Source organism: Spongiibacter nanhainus (genome assembly GCF_016132545.1).
GTDB lineage: Bacteria > Pseudomonadota > Gammaproteobacteria > Pseudomonadales > Spongiibacteraceae > Spongiibacter > Spongiibacter nanhainus.
On the sequence record NZ_CP066167.1, the window covers coordinates 2030321 to 2046948 of the forward strand.

Here is a 16628-nt window from a genome sequence, read left to right on the forward strand (position 1 = left end):
GTTGAACGCTGTGGCTGGATGACAGAGGCGCGGGATCAACTGAATGCGGGATCAAAAGGGAGGGAAGAAAATCGGCTACCCGCAAAAGCAGGTAGCCGGTGGGACCGCCTTACATATTCTTGATAATGGCGTCACCAAACTCAGAGCACTTCAGCAGGGTTGCCCCGTCCATCAAACGCTCAAAGTCATAGGTCACGGTTTTGGCCTGGATGGCGCCGTTCATACCGTTGATGATCAGATCAGCAGCCTCGTTCCAACCCAAGTGACGCAGCATCATTTCCGCAGACAGGATCAGTGAACCGGGGTTAACCTTGTCCTGACCGGTGTACTTCGGTGCGGTGCCGTGGGTGGCCTCAAACAGCGCCACGTTGTCGCTAAGGTTGGCGCCGGGGGCGATACCGATACCGCCGACCTGAGCCGCCAATGCGTCTGACAGGTAGTCACCGTTCAAGTTGAGGGTGGCGATAACGCTGTACTCATCCGGGCGCAGCAGCACTTGCTGCAGCATGGCGTCGGCGATCACATCTTTGATGATGATTTCTTTACCGGTGTTGGGGTTTTTCATTTTCACCCAGGGGCCGCCGTCCAGCAGCTCACCACCGAACTCTTCCATCGCCAATTCGTAGCCCCAGTTCTTAAAGGAGCCTTCGGTGAACTTCATGATGTTGCCTTTGTGCACCAGGGTCAGTGAAGGCAGGTCTTGGTCGATGGTGTATTGAATCGCTTTGCGAACCAGGCGCTTGGTGCCCTCTTCCGACACCGGCTTAACGCCGATACCACAATTCTGCGGGAAGCGGATTTTGGTGACACCCATTTCTTCCTGCATGAAATTGATCACTTTGTCAGCTTCCGGAGTGCCAGCTTGCCACTCGATGCCGGCGTAGATGTCCTCGGAGTTTTCGCGGAAGATCACCATGTTGGTTTTGCCGGGCTCTTTAACCGGCGATGGTACCCCTTCAAACCAGCGCACAGGGCGTTGGCAGACATACAGGTCCAATTCCTGACGCAGTGCAACGTTCAGCGAGCGGAAACCGCCGCCAACCGGTGTGGTCAGGGGGCCTTTGATGGCCACAGAATATTCTTTGATTGCGTCCAGCGTTTCGGCCGGGAACCAGTCGCCGTCGTAAAGCTCGGCGGCTTTTTCGCCAGTGTAGATCTCCATCCAGCTGATCGCTTTTTGGCCGGAGTACGCTTTTTCTACAGCAGCGTCGACGACTTTGATCATTACCGGAGAAATGTCGACCCCGATGCCATCACCTTCGATAAAAGGAATAATTGGCCGATCGGGTACATTCAGGGTGAGATCCGTATTAACGGTGATTTTCTCGCCCTCACCAGGTACCTTGATATGTTGGTATCCCATTTTTAACTCCATGGTTCATCGGATTAGAATCGGTGCGCAAGGCCGTTCAGGGGTACACGACGGCCGTGCCGCGCGGCATTATAGCATTTTATAATCGAATTTCTTCTATGAATGGTCACGTAGCCGGTGTCTGAGCTAATTCTTTTTAATAAACCCTTTCGAGTGATGAGCCAGTTCACCGACGATCAGGGCCGTGCCACTCTTGCCGATTACATCAAGATAAGCGGCATTTATCCAGCCGGTCGCCTGGACTATGACTCCGAGGGTCTGATGGCACTGACGGATGACGGCAAGCTGCAAAGCGCCATCAGTCACCCACAAGCCAAGCGATCCAAGACCTACTGGGTGCAGGTAGACGGCGATATCGACGAAGCCGCCCTCGCCCAGCTCCGCCGGGGCGTCGACCTAAAAGATGGCCCGACCTTGCCCGCCGAGGCGCAGCGTATTGAAGAGCCAAAGGACCTCTGGCCGCGACAGCCGCCGGTGCGCTATCGCGCCAATATTCCGACTTCCTGGTTGCAACTCACCATCACCGAAGGCCGCAATCGCCAGGTCCGTAGAATGACGGCGGCAGTGGGCTTCCCCACCCTGCGCCTGGTGCGCGCAGCCATTGGCGATTGGCAACTCGGTGATTTGCCGCCGGGACAATACCGTCGGGTGAGCCTGTCCAGCGATGAGCTGAAACAACTGATTCCCCCGCCCAGGCCAGCTTCCCGTCCAGGCCAGAAGCGCGGCGCTAAAAAACGCTACAGCTCTGGAGCCGGCAAGGGCCGTCCAGCGGCTGCGGGGCGGCGAGGACGTGTAGGAAAATAGCCGGGAGCTGCTACAATGCCGGGCTTTCGCCGAGGCGTGTTTAAGATCCGTTAAGACGTAACCGACCTGGCAAATTACAAGGCGCATTCACACTATTATGGATTGGGTACCCCACGTCACCGTTGCCACTATCGTGGAAAACGCAGGCAAGTTCCTCTTTGTTGAGGAAACCCGCGAAGGTAGGAAAGTCATCAATCAACCCGCTGGTCATCTTGAACAGGGCGAATCCCTCATCGAAGCCGCACTGCGGGAGACCCTGGAAGAGACTCAGTGGCAGGTAGAGATTCAAGGTGTGGTGAGCATTGGCCTTTACACCGCCGGCAGCAACGGCGTGACTTATCATCGCACCACCTTCTTTGCCCGGCCTGTGGCCTTTCGCCCCGAATCACCTTTGGATCCGGATATCGATCGGGCGCTATGGCTGGACCGGGACGAACTGCTGGCACAGCGCGCCGAGCTGCGCAGCCCCATGGTCCTGGACTGTCTGGATCGCTACCTCGATGGCCACCGCTATCCCCTGTCGATGGTGGACGGGGCTGGAGGACGAGGGCCCTAGTATGGATACCACTGCAACCATGGCAAAGGCCCCTGAAGACACCAAAGTGATTGTCGGCATGTCCGGCGGCGTCGACTCCTCAGTGGCCGCCCTCCTCCTTCAACAACAGGGTTACCAGGTTGAAGGCCTGTTTATGAAGAACTGGAACGAGGACGACGGTACCGAGTACTGCACAGCGATGGTGGATTTGGCCGACGCCGCAGCAGTGTGCAAAAAGCTGGATATTTATCTGCACACCGCCAATTTTGCTAACGAGTACTGGGACAACGTCTTCGAGCATTTCCTGTCCGAGTATCGCGCTGGCCGTACCCCTAACCCGGATATTCTCTGTAACAAAGAGATCAAATTCCGCGCTTTTCTCGATCACGCCGTGACCCTGGGAGGCGATTATATCGCCACCGGACACTACGCCCGACGCCGCGCCATAACCGAAAACAACGCTCAACTCCTCAAGGGACTGGACCCGGAAAAAGACCAGAGTTACTTCCTGCACGCGGTGTCCGGCCGGGAGCTGGCCCGCACCCTGTTTCCAGTGGGCGAGCTGGAAAAGCCGGCAGTGCGCGCCTTGGCCGAACAGCACGGTCTGGTCACCCACAACAAAAAGGACAGCACCGGTATTTGTTTTATCGGCGAGCGGCGCTTCAAAGACTTTTTGCAGCAATATCTCCCCGCTCAACCCGGCGATATCGAAACCCTGGAGGGCGAAATTCTGGGCCGCCACAGCGGCCTGATGTACCACACCATTGGCCAGCGCCAGGGCCTGGGTATTGGCGGTGTTAGAGATGCCGGCGACGCGCCCTGGTATGTGGTGGATAAGGATCTACAGCGCAACGTATTGCTGGTGGCCCAAGGCAAGCAGCACCCGCGGTTGTTTAAAGGGGCGCTGACCGCCAGCGAGCTGCATTGGGTCGAAGGCAGTGAGCCGGAACTGCCACTGCGCTGCATGGCCAAAACCCGCTACCGCCAGCCCGATCAAGCCTGCCGGCTGGAAAAAAGCGATGAAGGTTACACCGTGGTCTTCGATCAGCCTCAGCGCGCCGTTACCCCGGGCCAGTCGGTGGTGTTTTATCAGGACGATATTTGTTTGGGGGGTGGGATTATCGAGGGAGGCTTTAACCCGTGAATCAGCCCCACACCGATGTCCTGCGGGATCAAACACTAGGTTTAGCTGCCGTTGTCCAAAGCGTGCTGTTGGTGGACCAAATCGCCCGCACCGGGCAGGCCGAGCCAGAGGCCCTGGAGGCCAGCTTGAATAGCCTATTCAGCTTTTCCGCCGACAGCACCGAGGCGGCGCTGGGGGACTTACGGGATTTTAGCTTGGGCATTCGCGGCCTGCGGGACTTGCTTAGCGGCAACGACTACGGCGAACGCCGCAATGTGATGCGCTACTGCCTGGGCGTGCTGCATTTGCAACGACGCCTAAGTCGGGACAGCGAGGGCATGACGCTGCTCCGAAATCGCTTGGAGCACGCGGAAAAACAGCGGGAATTCGTCAGCAATATCAGTGGCATGAGCGATACCCTTGCATCAATTTATCAAGATACCCTGTCGCAGTATCGCTACCGTATCCAGGTCAACGGCAGCGCCCAACAGCTACAAAACCCCAACAATGCCGCCCGCATCCGCAGCCTGCTGCTGGCCGGTGTTCGCGGGGCATTTTTGTGGCGCCAGGCCGGCGGCAGCCGCTGGCGCTTAATCTTTCATCGCAATCGCTACTTTGAGTGCGCAAAATCGCTGTTGATGGCGCCCGAGTAATACCCCGGTAAGCACTGAAAAGCCCGCCGAGCTGGTGTATGATTGCGCGCCTGTCAAAACCTTCAGCAGGACCCCACTATGGATTTATCCGCCCTTACCGCTATTTCGCCGGTAGATGGCCGCTACGGCTCGAAAACCGCTTCCCTTCGCCCTGTGTTCAGTGAGTTTGGCCTGATCAAAAGCCGACTCATTGTAGAAGTGCGCTGGCTACAGGCGCTGGCGGCCAATAGTGCCATTGCGGAAGTCCCGGCACTGTCAGCGGAGGCGACCGCCAAGCTGGATGCGCTGATCGCCGGCTTCAGCGAAAGCCAGGGCCAGCGGGTCAAAGACATCGAGGCCACTACCAACCACGATGTGAAGGCCATTGAGTACTTCATTAAAGAGAGCATTAGCGACCACAGCGAACTGGCGACAGTCTCGGAGTTTGTCCACTTTGCCTGTACCTCCGAGGACATCAATAATCTGTCCCATGCCCTGATGCTGCGGGAAGGTCGCGCCGAACTGCTGCGCCACTGCGACGAGATTATCGACAAACTGGCCAGCCAGGCCCGGGAATTTGCCGAGGTGCCGATGCTGTCCCGCACCCATGGCCAAACCGCCAGCCCCACCACCATGGGCAAAGAGTTGGCCAACGTCGTAGCGCGTCTGCGCCGTCAACGCCAGAGCATTGCCGATGTGGCGCTGCTGGGCAAAATCAATGGCGCCGTGGGCAATTACAACGCCCACCTGTCCGCCTACCCGGAAGTGGACTGGGAACAACACGCTCAGCAATTCGTGACTTCGCTGGGATTGGAATGGAACCCCTACACCACTCAGATTGAGCCCCACGATTATATTGCCGAACTGTTCGATGGCGTCGCCCGTTTTAACACCATCCTGATCGACCTGGACCGGGATATCTGGGCCTATATCTCACTGGGCTACTTCAAGCAAAAAACCGTGGCCGGCGAAGTGGGCTCTTCCACCATGCCCCACAAGGTTAACCCCATCGATTTCGAGAACTCCGAAGGCAACCTGGGCATCGCCAATGCGGTGTTAAATCACTTGGCGGCCAAACTGCCGATTTCCCGCTGGCAACGGGACCTCACCGACTCCACGGTATTGCGCAACATGGGTGTGGGCTTCGCCTACAGCCTGATTGCCTACCAGGCCACCATGAAGGGCCTGGGCAAGTTGGAAATCAACCCGGCTCGCATTGCCGAGGATCTGGACGCCAGTTGGGAAGTGCTGGCCGAGCCCATCCAGACGGTAATGCGCCGCTACGGGGTCGAGTCGCCCTACGAAAAACTCAAGGCATTGACCCGGGGTCAGTCTATAAACCAGCAGACCCTGGCCACCTTTATCGACTCTCTGGAAATCCCCGAGGCCGCCAAAGCGGAACTGCGTGCCCTCACCCCGGCGAGCTACATCGGTAACGCAGCGGCCCAGGCCAAGCGCATTTAGGCCTTATATGGCGAATCAGGAGTTAGGCGGCGTCGATATTCAGCGCTTTCTGGATGACGATTGGCAACGCAATGTGCGGGTATTTCGCGCCGCCTTCCCCGCCTTAGACTGCCCAGTGGAGGGCGACGACCTGGCGGGACTGGCCTGCGAGGAGGGCGTAGACAGTCGCTTGGTCATGCAGGACGGTGATAGCTGGCTGCTGCGCAACGGTCCTTTCGGCGCCGAGGACTTTGCCGACTTGCCGGAGGCGAACTGGACTCTGTTGGTACAGGGGGTAGACCGCTGGATTCCCGGCGTAGCCGAACTGCTTAGAGTTTTTCGCTTTCTGCCGCGCTGGCGCACCGAAGATATTATGGTGAGCTACGCCACCGACGGCGGCAATGTCGGCCCCCACTACGACCATTACGATGTCTTTCTCATCCAGGGCAGCGGCCGCCGGCGCTGGAAAATCGGCCAGCGCTGTGACTCCCGCACGCCTCTGGCCGGCCACCCGCAAATGCGTTTGCTAAAGCGCTTTGATCAACTCGAAGAAGTCCTGTTGGAACCCGGCGATGTGCTTTATGTCCCCCCCGGTGTGGCCCATTGGGGGATTGCCGAAGGCGATGACTGCGTCACCTTGTCGGTGGGTTTCAGGGCCCCGGCAGAAGCCGATATTTTGCGGGATTGGACAGACCATGTTGCCGATCAGCTAAGCGACGATCGCCGCTACCGGGACGGGGCTCTCCGCGCGGTCGATCACAGTGCGTACATCCCCAGCGATGCCGTGGAGCGCGTTGCCGGCATTATCCAATCTCGGATGACCAGTACCGACGGATTGGCCCAAAGGTTTGGCCAAACCATGACTGCACCGTTAGACCCCGATGAACCGCTGCCTCCAGTGGTGGACGAAACCCGCTTTAGTCAGCAGCGGATAAGCGCTACTCTGGTACTCAGGCTCGGCGCCCGGTTGGCCTTTGATGATAACTATCTGTTTGCCGACGGCGCCGCCTGCCGCTATGCGCCTGAAGCGCGAGGGTTAATCGAGGCGCTGTGTACGCTGGAAGCCGGCGACCCGGTCCCCGATGAGCTGGATAACGCCCTGGCCTTCCTGCTGTACAGCCAGGGTACGCTGGAGTTTGAGGACGATGCTGACGATTGAAACTGTTCACTGGAGTGATGCGAGCGACACCCTAAGGGATCTCCGCTTTGCGGTATTTGTCGACGAGCAGCACGTCCCGGAGGACATGGAGATCGATCAGTACGACCCCGACGCCTTACATTTTCTTGCCACTCGCAGCGGCGAGCCAATAGCGACAGCGCGGCTGCTGGCAGATGGCACAATCGGCAGGATGGCGGTACTGGCGCCCTATCGGCACCAGGGTATTGGCACTGCACTGCTGGAACATAGCCTCAACGAAGCCGCTAATCAGGGCCTGACGGAAGTGTCCCTCGCCGCCCAAACCCATGCCATCCCCTTTTATGAAAAAGCCGGCTTTGAGCTGGAGGGGCCCATCTTTATGGATGCGGGCATTCCCCACCAGCGCATGACCAAAGCCATCGTTCCCCAGGGTAAGTTGGGTATCGACAGCGAGAAGTTTCGGGTTAAGGATATGCCCGCCACGGTGCTGGCGATGGCCAGACAGGCCCGTCGCAAACTGTATATCTTCAGCCGCTGCCTGGAGCCTGAGATCTACGGCGATCCGGCGCTGGCGGAATGCTGCTCGGAGTTGGCCAGGCGCCATCGCAACAGCGAGATCCGCCTGTTGATCTGCGACGACCGTCCCTTGCGGGAAATTCGTCACCCTATGGTGGACCTCAGCCAGCGCCTGAGCAGCTCTATCAGTTTGCGAGTGATCAAGCCGGAGCATACCCGGGACGTCACCGAGTATTTTCTGCTGGTGGACAAAGAAGGCATCATCGTTAGCAGCCGGGCTGGGCTAACCCTGGGTTGGGCCAGTTTTTACCAGCGCCCCGCCGTGCGGGAATACGGCGAGCAGTTCGATCGGCTGTGGAACCTGGGCAAGCCCTCTCCCTGGTTGCGTACTCTTTACTGAGCAGAGGCCGTACTGAGCGGGCGCCCTTAATCCAGCATCACGCCCACTTCGTTGCCCTGGTATACCAATTCATAGCGCCGCAAATCCCGACACGGCTCTTCGCTGTAATGCTTTACCTGGCCACTGCGCAGGTCGAAACAGTAGGCGTGTTTTGGACAGATCAGCACATGGCCTTGAATATCCGCCATGCTGAGGGGGTAGGCCCGGTGTGGACACAGGCTTTCGATAAGAAAGCGCTGGCCGTCCACCTGCAGCAACAGCAGGTGATGGCTGTCGATCTTAAAGGTCTTGCGATAGCCATCGCAAAGGTTGATCAATTTTTCCAGACTGTAGTAGTGCATAGCGCCGCCTGTGGGCCATAGACAAAAAGGGCTGCCAATGCAGCCCTGGGGTCTGTTACTACAAGTCTAGCGCGACTCGATAACAATCCCCTACTTTTTCAGTTTGTCAGCCAGGAACAACCAGGTTTCCAGTACCGAGTCGGGGTTGAGGGAGACGCTGTCGATACCCTGCTCCATCAACCACTGGGCAAAGTCCGGGTGATCTGAAGGCCCCTGGCCACAGATGCCGATGTACTTACCCTGGGCTTTACACGCCTGAATGGCGTTGGATAGCAGCACCTTGACCGCCTCATTGCGCTCATCAAACAGGTGGGCGATCAGCCCGGAATCCCGGTCTAGCCCCAGAGTAAGCTGGGTCAGGTCATTGGAGCCGATGGAAAAACCATCGAAATGCTCCAGGAACTGCTCGGCCAGCAGCGCGTTGGCGGGCAGCTCACACATCATAATGATGCGCAAACCATTTTCACCCCGCTTCAGGCCATTTTCCGCCAGCAGGTCGATCACCTGCTTGGCCTCACCCACGGTGCGCACAAAGGGCACCATGATTTCCACATTGCTGAGGTCCATCTCGTCCCGCACCCGCTTCAGTGCCCGGCATTCCAGATCGAAGCACTCCCGGAAGGAGTCAGAGATGTAGCGGGAAGCGCCCCGGAAACCCAGCATGGGGTTTTCCTCAGAGGGCTCGTAGAGGCTACCGCCAATCAGGTGGGCGTATTCGTTGGACTTAAAATCCGACATCCGCACGATGACTTTTTTAGGGTAAAAGGCGCTGGCGATGCTGGAGATTCCTTCCACCAGTTTGTCGACGTAAAAATCCACCGGGTTGGCGTAACCGGCGATACGGCGTTTCACTGCCTGGTGGACATCCCGGGGCAGATCGTCAAAGTTCAGCAGCGCCTTGGGGTGAACCCCAATCATACGGTTGATAATGAACTCCAGCCGCGCCAGGCCTACCCCGGCATTGGGGTAGCCCTGGAAGTCGAAGGCCCGATCGGGGTTGCCCACATTCATCATAATCTTGAAGGGCAAGTCGGGCATCGCGTCCAGCTCGTTGGTGCTGATATCGAAATCCAGCATTCCGGAATAGACCATGCCAGTGTCGCCTTCGGCGCAGGACACAGTCACGTCCACCCCGGTTTTTAGCAGTTCGGTGGCGTCGCCACAGCCCACCACGGCGGGGATACCCAGCTCCCGGGCGATGATGGCGGCGTGACAAGTGCGGCCACCGCGGTTAGTCACAATAGCGGAGGCCCGCTTCATCACCGGCTCCCAGTCAGGGTCGGTCATATCGGTAACCAGTACGTCACCCTTTTGTACCTGATCCATCTGCGCCAGATCGTCGATCACCCGCACCGGGCCGGCGCCGATGCGCTGACCAATGGCGCGGCCTTCACACAGCACATCGCCTTTTTCCTTGAGCAGGTAGCGCTCCATCAGGGTGGCAGACTCGCGGCTTTTTACGGTTTCAGGTCGGGCCTGAACGATATACAGCTTGCCGTCGTCGCCGTCTTTGGCCCACTCGATATCCATGGGGCGACCGTAGTGCTGCTCAATGATCAAGGCCTGCTTGGCCAGGGATTCCACTTCGGCATCGTTGATACAAAAGACATTGCGATCGTCTTCCGGGACGTCGATGGTCTCTACAGATTTACCCGCTGAGGCCTCGCTGCCGTAGACCATTTTGATTAACTTGCTACCCAGGTTACGGCGCAACACCGCAGGGCGCTGTTTTTCCAGGGTGGCTTTGTGAACATAAAATTCGTCGGGGTTGACGGCGCCCTGTACCACGGTTTCGCCCAAACCGTAGCTGGCGGTAATAAAGACCACGCCGTCAAAGCCGGACTCGGTATCCATGGAGAACATCACGCCGGCGGCGCCGGTTTCGGAGCGCACCATACGCTGAATACCGGCTGACAGTGCCACTTCCTCGTGGGCAAAGCCCTTGTGTACCCGGTAGGCAATGGCGCGGTCGTTGTACAGGGACGCAAAGACTTCTTTAATGGCGATCAGAATATTGTCGATGCCGCTAATGTTCAGGAAGGTTTCCTGCTGACCGGCAAAGGATGCGTCGGGGAGATCCTCCGCCGTGGCTGAGGAGCGCACCGCGCAGGCCAGTGTCGGGTTGTCGGCGGTCATGTCGGCAAAAGCGCTGGTGATGGCCTGGTTCAGTGGCGCCGGAAAGGGCGTATCCACAATCCACTGGCGGATTTGCTTGCCGGTCTCCGCCAGGGTTTTAACGTCGTCGATATCGAGGCCTTTGAGGGTGTCGGCAATGCGCTGGTTGAGTCCGCTTTGCTCGAGAAAATCACGGTAGGCATCGGCAGTGGTAGCAAAACCGTCCGGTACCGACACCCCGGCCTGCGAGAGCTGGCTGATCATTTCCCCCAGCGAGGCGTTCTTGCCGCCGACTCGCTCGACGTCGTTCATGCCGAGCTCGCTGAATTGGATCACGTACTGTTTATCGCTCATGCTACTCTCCCATCGATTATGCTGCGTAGCTGACGCACAAAATGCGCGCTTGGTTTGCAGTCCCTGTGGCTTACGGTTACTGCGGATAGCAGGCATACTAGAGCAGCGGGTTTGAAAATTCCCGTCGAAAACCGCGTCAATTTGGTAAAAAAACTACATGAACCGGCCAGTCTTTTTTATTTCTGATAGCACCGGCATTACTGCCGAGACCTTGGGCAGCAGCCTGCTTACCCAGTTTGAGCACATGGAGTTCGAGCACCACGTCGTACCCTATGTGGACACCGTAGAAAAAGCGCAGCTCGCGGTGGAGAAGATCAACCGTGCGGCGGACAACAGCCGTCTGCAACCGATTATCTTCGATACCCTGGTCAACCAGGACATTCGCGATGTCATTGCCACCAGTGACGGCCTTATCATTGACGTGCTGGGTACCTTCCTGAACAAGCTGGAAATGGCCTTGGGTGAGAAACCCTCCAGCACGGTGGGCCGCCTCAAAAATGCCGACCGGGACGCCAAATACAAACACCGTATCGATGCGGTGAACTTCGCCCTGGACAACGACGACGGCGCCCGAATCAACCGCTACGACAAAGCGGAGCTTATTCTTATTGGGGTGTCCCGCAGTGGCAAAACGCCGACTTGCCTCTACATCGCCATGCAAAATGGCATCTTTGTCGCCAACTATCCACTCACCGAAGACGACCTGGAGGATTTGCGGCTGCCAAAGGCTCTGGCACCTCACCGGGAGCGTTTGTTCGGGCTGACCATCGAAGCTGAGCGCCTGGCCGCCATCCGCAGCGAGCGCCGCCCCGATAGTCGCTATGCCTCACTGCGGCAATGTGAGGACGAAGTCCGCCAGGCTGAGGCGCTGTTTATGCGCTTTGGTATCCCGTATCTGGATACCACCCATGCCTCGGTAGAGGAGATTGCCACTCGAATCCTGGTGGATACGGGGCTGCGGGGGCAACGCCGGTGAATCGCCTGTGCCACTCCAATACCGGTTTGGTGCTGCCCGGTGGTGGCGCCCGGGCTGCCTATCAAGTCGGGGTGCTCAAGGCCCTGGCGGATATTCACGGCAATAACCCCAACAACCCCTTCCCCATTTTGGTGGGCACCTCAGCCGGCGCGATCAATGCCGTATCACTGGCAGCGGGGGCCCACGATTACACCGCGACCGTGAATACCCTTGAGAAACTGTGGGGGGATTTGAGCACTGGCAAAATTTACCGGGCCGATATGTTTGGCGTGATGCGCAACGCCTTTCGGCTGTTTATGTCGCTGTTCAATTCGGGCATTGCTGTGGGACGCCCTGTCGCCTTACTGGATAACTCGCCGCTACGGGAGTTGCTGGGCGAACATATCGACTTTGCGGCTATCGGTCGCAACATCTCCAGTCAGCACCTGGATGCGCTGTGCCTGACAGCGATGAATTACACCCAGGGTCTGTCGGAGAGTTTCTTCCAGGGCGGGCCTCAGCACGCCGGGTGGAAGCGCTGGCGCCGCCAGGGTTTAGCGACCCCCATCGAATTGCGGCACGTGATGGCCTCGTCGGCGATCCCCACGATCTTTCCGCCCACCAAGGTGGGGCGCTACTACTACGGCGACGGCGCCCTGCGGCAATTGACGCCGATCAGCCCGGCGATTCATCTCGGTGCCCATCGAGTGTTGATTATCCCCGCCAGTGGTCACCGCCGGGACTACTATCACACTCCCAAGCCCATCCACTCGCCGGCTTTTGGTCAGATTATCGGTCACCTGCTCAACAGCGCCTTTATCGACAGCATCGAGATCGATATCGAGCGCCTGGAGCGGATCAACGAATTGTTGCGCATTGTGCCGGAAGATCGGGCCGAATTTATGGGCCGGGAACTGCTGCCCATTGAACGCCTGGTCATCAGCCCCAGCGAAGACATCGACAGTATCGCCGATGACCATATCGGCGAATTACCCCGGGCATTGCGGGTGTTTTTACGTCGCACCGGCAGCTCCCGTGGCGGCAATGTCAGCATTGCCAGCTATCTGTTATTTACCAAAGAATACTGCGGCAAATTGATCGACCTGGGCTACCGGGACGGTATGGAACAGCGGGATGCTCTGGAGGCGTTTATCTACCGCCCCGACGATGAATGCCACGATCAGCGCGGTGACGAAGCACCAAGGTTAAATCCAGTATGACTGCACACACCCTGCCATCATTTTATGTCGTGGCCCGGGAGCCAGGCGCCGAGCACCCCTCTCTTCCAACCTGGGCCTGCGACGCTGCCAACCCGGCTCAGTTGGCGGCAGACCAAAAGCTTGATCCGGGCCTGCGCCGGGATATCGACGCCGTACCGGGGGCCTTTCAGCTGCTGAATGTGTTAAGCCCCACTGAATGCGAGGCCTTAATTAACCTGAGTGAGAAACTCGGCTATCTGCCCGATGCGGCGGTGTCCCTACCCCGGGATATCCGCCATAACGACAATGTGGTGTGGATAAGCGATGAATATACGGATCAGATTCTGTGGCGGCGCATTGCCGATGCCGTGTGCGCGGACCTAAGGCCCTATCATCCCCATCGTCCACTGGGGATCAACGCTCGTTTCCGTTTTTATCGTTACAACACCGGCGATTTTTTTAAGCCCCATACCGACGGCGCCTGGAGCGGCAGTCGAGTGGTTAACGGCGAGCTGCACAATAATGCCTACCCCGATCGCTTCAGTCAGATGACGCTGTTGCTCTTTTTGAATGACGATTTTGAGGGCGGCGCCACCCGGTTTTTAGTCAGGGATGCCTGCAATGGCGGCAAACGCATTGATGTTCGCACCCCCGCTGGCGGCGCACTGTGCTTCCCCCACGGTATGCATCCTTTGCACTGTGTGCACAGCTCCGAGCCGATCATTGAGGGCGTCAAGTACATTATCCGTAGTGATATTTTGTTCGATATATAGGACGCCACCAGTGACGGCCTCTCTGCGATATACACGCGATTACACCAGTCACTCGAAACGCCGACATTGCTGGCGGGCGGGCTTTATAGACTGGTTATCTGGACTGGCAGCGCTGTTGCTAAGCACAGCCCTACAAGCAGACACGGTCCATGTGGCTGTGGCAGCCAACTTCGCACCAGCTATGAAAGAGATCGCGGCAAGCTTTGGTCGGCACTCCGGTCATGAGGTGATTCTTTCCAGCGCGTCTTCAGGCAAGTTGGCGGCGCAAATTCAACACGGGGCGCCCTTCGATATTTTTCTATCTGCGGATCAGGCCAAGCCGCTTGCCCTGGCTAAAGCGGGCTATGCCGTTCCGGCAACCCGCTTTACCTATGCCATAGGCGCGTTGGTGTTGTGGAGTGCTAATGAGGCCATTCAAGGCAGCGAGCGCCAGCGCCTAGAGGCTGGAGACTACCAAAAGCTGGCGATTGCCAATCCCCGCTTGGCTCCCTACGGCAAGGCCGCACGGGAAACCCTGCAGGCGCTGGGTTTGGAGGCGGCCAGCCGGCGCCACTGGGTGACTGGCGAGAATATCGCCCAAACCTATCAATTCGTTGCCAGTGGCAATGCCGAACTGGGTTTTGTGGCGCTGTCGCAGCTACGGCTGCTGGGTCGAGCTCCGGACTCTGACAAAGCGAATCAACAGGCATTCGGGTGGCAGGTTCCCTCCTCCATGCATCGGGCTATTCGGCAGGATGCGATATTGCTGAGCAAGGCTGAATCCAATGAGGCTGCCAATCAGCTGTTGTCTTATCTCAAGGGCGAGGACGCGCGGGCAATTATGCGGGATTTTGGCTACGATAGCGCCGATGACGCGGCCAATGACACCGCTAATGATACGGCCAATAGCACTCACTAAGACCCCACTATGACACTGTCCCCCGCCGACCTCGACGCCATCTGGTTAACCCTGAAATTGGCCTTCACCACCACAGTGGTACTGTTGCTGATCGGCACACCGCTGGCGTGGTGGCTGGCGCGCACCGCGTCCCGCCTGAAAGGGCCTGTCGCGGCCTTGGTGGCACTACCCATGGTGTTGCCACCCACCGTATTGGGGTTTTACCTATTGGTGGCCTTGGGGCCCAATGGCCCGGTGGGTCAGGTCAGCGAGGCACTGGGTCTGGCTACCCTGCCCTTCACCTTCTGGGGGCTGGTGGTGGGCTCGGTGATTTATTCCCTGCCCTTTGTGGTTCAGCCGCTGCAAAATGCCATGATGGCCTTGGGAGAGCGTCCACTGGAGGTGGCTGCCACCTTGCGAGCCGGCCCCTGGGACCGTTTTTTTAGCGTGGTATTGCCCCTGGCCAAACCGGGCTTTGTCACTGCGGCGGTGCTCGGCTTTGCCCATACGGTGGGAGAGTTTGGTGTCGTACTGATGATTGGCGGCAATATCCCCGGCGAAACCCAGGTGGTATCGGTGCAGCTTTACGACCATGTAGAAGCGATGGACTACAGCCACGCCCATACCTTGGCCGGTATCCTAGTGGCGTTTTCCTTTGTGGTTTTGCTGGCTCTGTACCGATTCCAGCCCAACGCCACCTTATTTAGGTCGAGGTAAGGTATGGGCGAATTTGTAGCGCCTATTCTTGCGCGGGTAACCTTGCCGTTTAAGGACTCCGACTTTACGCTGGATGTGGACCTGGCCCTGCCCGGTAATGGCGTTACGGCTATTTTCGGTGCCTCGGGGTCGGGTAAAACTACCCTGCTTCGCTGTTTGGCGGGCCTGGAGCGCCCCGCGCAGGGGCTCGTGTCAGTCAAGGGGGATATCTGGCAGGACAGTACACAGTTTGTGCCGACCCACCAGCGGCCGCTGGGCTATGTGTTTCAGGAAGCCAGCTTGTTTCCCCACCTCAATGCCGAGGGTAACTTGCGCTACGCCCTTAAGCGGGCATCCTCTCCGGTATCGCCGGAAGACTATCAACGGGTACTAGATACGCTGGCTATCCGACCCCTGTTATCCCGACGCACCGACCAACTCTCCGGCGGTGAAAGACAGCGGGTTGCCATTGCCAGGGCCCTGCTTATCCAGCCCGGTATGCTGCTGATGGATGAACCCTTGGCCTCACTGGACGCGGCAAGAAAGCAGGAAATCCTACCTTACCTGGAAAAAATGCGCGCCAGTTTTAATATTCCGGTGGTGTACGTCAGTCACTCAGTGGACGAAGTGACCCGCCTAGCGGACGAAGTGGTGATACTGGACCAGGGTCGTGCTGTGGCACAGGGCAAGGTTACCGAGGTGTTCTCCCGTGCCGACCTGCCGCAAACCCAGGCAAAAGACGTGGGTGTAGTGTGGCAGGCCCAGGCCAAGGAGCGGGATGAGCGATGGCATCTGCTCAATGCCGCCTGCGATGGTGGCGATTTGTGGCTTCGGGATTCTGGCCAGGCCATCGGAGATCGGTTTCGGGTCCGAATACTGGCCAGGGATGTCAGCCTCGCCCTATCCTGTCACGCCGACACCAGCATCCTCAATCGGCTGCCGGTGGAGGTGCTTGAGCTGATACCGGATCAAGACAGCGCCATGGTGTTGGTTCAGTGCCGCGCCGGCAATGGGCGCCTGCTTGCCAGGGTGACCCGGCGTTCTGCCGTGCACTTGCAACTCCAGACCGGTCAATCGCTGTGGGCACAAGTGAAGTCGGTGGCGATAGTTCATTAGCAGCGCCACAGCTCCCTGGTCCCTGGTCCCTGGTCCCTGGTCCCTGGTCGATCTTACATCGTACACCCCGGCTCTACTCTTTGGGCCTTTTTCGACACCGCAACATTGGCTCACCGGCAACCCACAAATAGCGATACTGAACGATCTGAGCCAATTTGGCTCTAATTTCGCGAAGGATCTGATGGGAGTATCGAGCCATTTACGTCGACATGATCGCCAACAAGGCATACATGGGGCCT

The 16628-nt window shown here is 58.2% G+C and carries 16 protein-coding genes; 13 read left to right on the forward strand and 3 right to left on the reverse strand.

What is annotated here, in order from left to right; genetic code table 11:
- Positions 1-109: 109 nt before the first annotated feature.
- On the reverse strand, positions 110-1363 hold the full coding sequence (icd, locus tag I6N98_RS09295) for an NADP-dependent isocitrate dehydrogenase (protein ID WP_198571477.1): 1254 nt from the start codon (positions 1361-1363) through the stop codon (positions 110-112).
- Positions 1364-1489: 126 nt separating this feature from the next.
- Between icd and I6N98_RS09300 the strand changes: the two genes are divergently transcribed.
- From I6N98_RS09300 to I6N98_RS09330, 7 genes are all read left to right on the forward strand, one after another.
- Positions 1490-2176, forward strand: a complete 687-nt coding sequence (locus tag I6N98_RS09300; protein ID WP_198571478.1) for a pseudouridine synthase — start codon at positions 1490-1492, stop codon at positions 2174-2176.
- Positions 2177-2273: 97 nt separating this feature from the next.
- The gene (locus I6N98_RS09305) at positions 2274-2732 is read left to right on the forward strand and encodes an NUDIX hydrolase (RefSeq protein ID WP_198571479.1); all 459 of its coding nucleotides are present in this window, start codon (positions 2274-2276) and stop codon (positions 2730-2732) included.
- Position 2733: 1 nt separating this feature from the next.
- Positions 2734-3855: a tRNA 2-thiouridine(34) synthase MnmA gene (gene mnmA / locus I6N98_RS09310; protein ID WP_273475627.1), complete on the forward strand. Its 1122-nt coding sequence runs from the start codon at positions 2734-2736 to the stop codon at positions 3853-3855.
- Positions 3852-4487, forward strand: coding sequence for a high frequency lysogenization protein HflD (gene hflD / locus I6N98_RS09315; RefSeq protein WP_198571480.1), 636 nt, complete (start codon positions 3852-3854; stop codon positions 4485-4487). The genes mnmA and hflD overlap by 4 nt, the downstream gene beginning before the upstream one ends.
- Positions 4488-4565: 78 nt before the next feature.
- Positions 4566-5930 carry an adenylosuccinate lyase gene (gene purB, locus I6N98_RS09320; protein ID WP_198571481.1) on the forward strand — a complete coding sequence of 455 codons (1365 nt, stop codon included), beginning with the start codon at positions 4566-4568 and terminating at the stop codon, positions 5928-5930.
- A gap of 7 nt (positions 5931-5937) precedes the next feature.
- On the forward strand, positions 5938-7068 hold the full coding sequence (locus I6N98_RS09325) for a cupin domain-containing protein (protein WP_198571482.1): 1131 nt from the start codon (positions 5938-5940) through the stop codon (positions 7066-7068).
- Positions 7055-7963, forward strand: a complete 909-nt coding sequence (locus I6N98_RS09330; RefSeq protein ID WP_198571483.1) for a GNAT family N-acetyltransferase — start codon at positions 7055-7057, stop codon at positions 7961-7963. Before I6N98_RS09325 ends, I6N98_RS09330 begins: the two co-directional genes overlap by 14 nt.
- A 26-nt stretch (positions 7964-7989) precedes the next feature.
- On the opposite strand, the gene I6N98_RS09335 is transcribed toward I6N98_RS09330, so the two are convergent.
- Together I6N98_RS09335 and ppsA are read right to left on the reverse strand one after the other, a co-directional pair.
- Complete coding sequence (locus I6N98_RS09335) at positions 7990-8304, reverse strand: Rieske (2Fe-2S) protein (RefSeq protein ID WP_198571484.1); 315 nt, start codon at positions 8302-8304, stop codon at positions 7990-7992.
- A 90-nt stretch (positions 8305-8394) separates the two neighbouring features.
- Positions 8395-10773 carry a phosphoenolpyruvate synthase gene (gene ppsA / locus I6N98_RS09340; RefSeq protein ID WP_198571485.1) on the reverse strand — a complete coding sequence of 793 codons (2379 nt, stop codon included), beginning with the start codon at positions 10771-10773 and terminating at the stop codon, positions 8395-8397.
- 157 nt (positions 10774-10930) lie between these two features.
- Between ppsA and ppsR the strand changes: the two genes are divergently transcribed.
- The 6 genes from ppsR (at position 10931) to modC (ending at position 16389) form a co-directional block, all read left to right on the forward strand.
- Positions 10931-11749, forward strand: a complete 819-nt coding sequence (gene ppsR, locus I6N98_RS09345; RefSeq protein ID WP_198568132.1) for a posphoenolpyruvate synthetase regulatory kinase/phosphorylase PpsR — start codon at positions 10931-10933, stop codon at positions 11747-11749.
- On the forward strand, positions 11746-12948 hold the full coding sequence (locus I6N98_RS09350) for a patatin-like phospholipase family protein (protein ID WP_232787291.1): 1203 nt from the start codon (positions 11746-11748) through the stop codon (positions 12946-12948). Before ppsR ends, I6N98_RS09350 begins: the two co-directional genes overlap by 4 nt.
- Positions 12945-13700, forward strand: a complete 756-nt coding sequence (locus I6N98_RS09355) for a prolyl hydroxylase family protein (protein ID WP_198568133.1) — start codon at positions 12945-12947, stop codon at positions 13698-13700. Before I6N98_RS09350 ends, I6N98_RS09355 begins: the two co-directional genes overlap by 4 nt.
- 157 nt (positions 13701-13857) lie before the next feature.
- Positions 13858-14598, forward strand: a complete 741-nt coding sequence (gene modA / locus I6N98_RS09360; protein WP_420496963.1) for a molybdate ABC transporter substrate-binding protein — start codon at positions 13858-13860, stop codon at positions 14596-14598.
- 9 nt (positions 14599-14607) lie between these two features.
- Positions 14608-15294 carry a molybdate ABC transporter permease subunit gene (gene modB / locus I6N98_RS09365; RefSeq protein ID WP_198568135.1) on the forward strand — a complete coding sequence of 229 codons (687 nt, stop codon included), beginning with the start codon at positions 14608-14610 and terminating at the stop codon, positions 15292-15294.
- Positions 15295-15297: 3 nt separating this feature from the next.
- On the forward strand, positions 15298-16389 hold the full coding sequence (modC, locus tag I6N98_RS09370) for a molybdenum ABC transporter ATP-binding protein (protein ID WP_198568136.1): 1092 nt from the start codon (positions 15298-15300) through the stop codon (positions 16387-16389).
- The last annotated feature ends 239 nt before the right edge of the window (positions 16390-16628 follow it).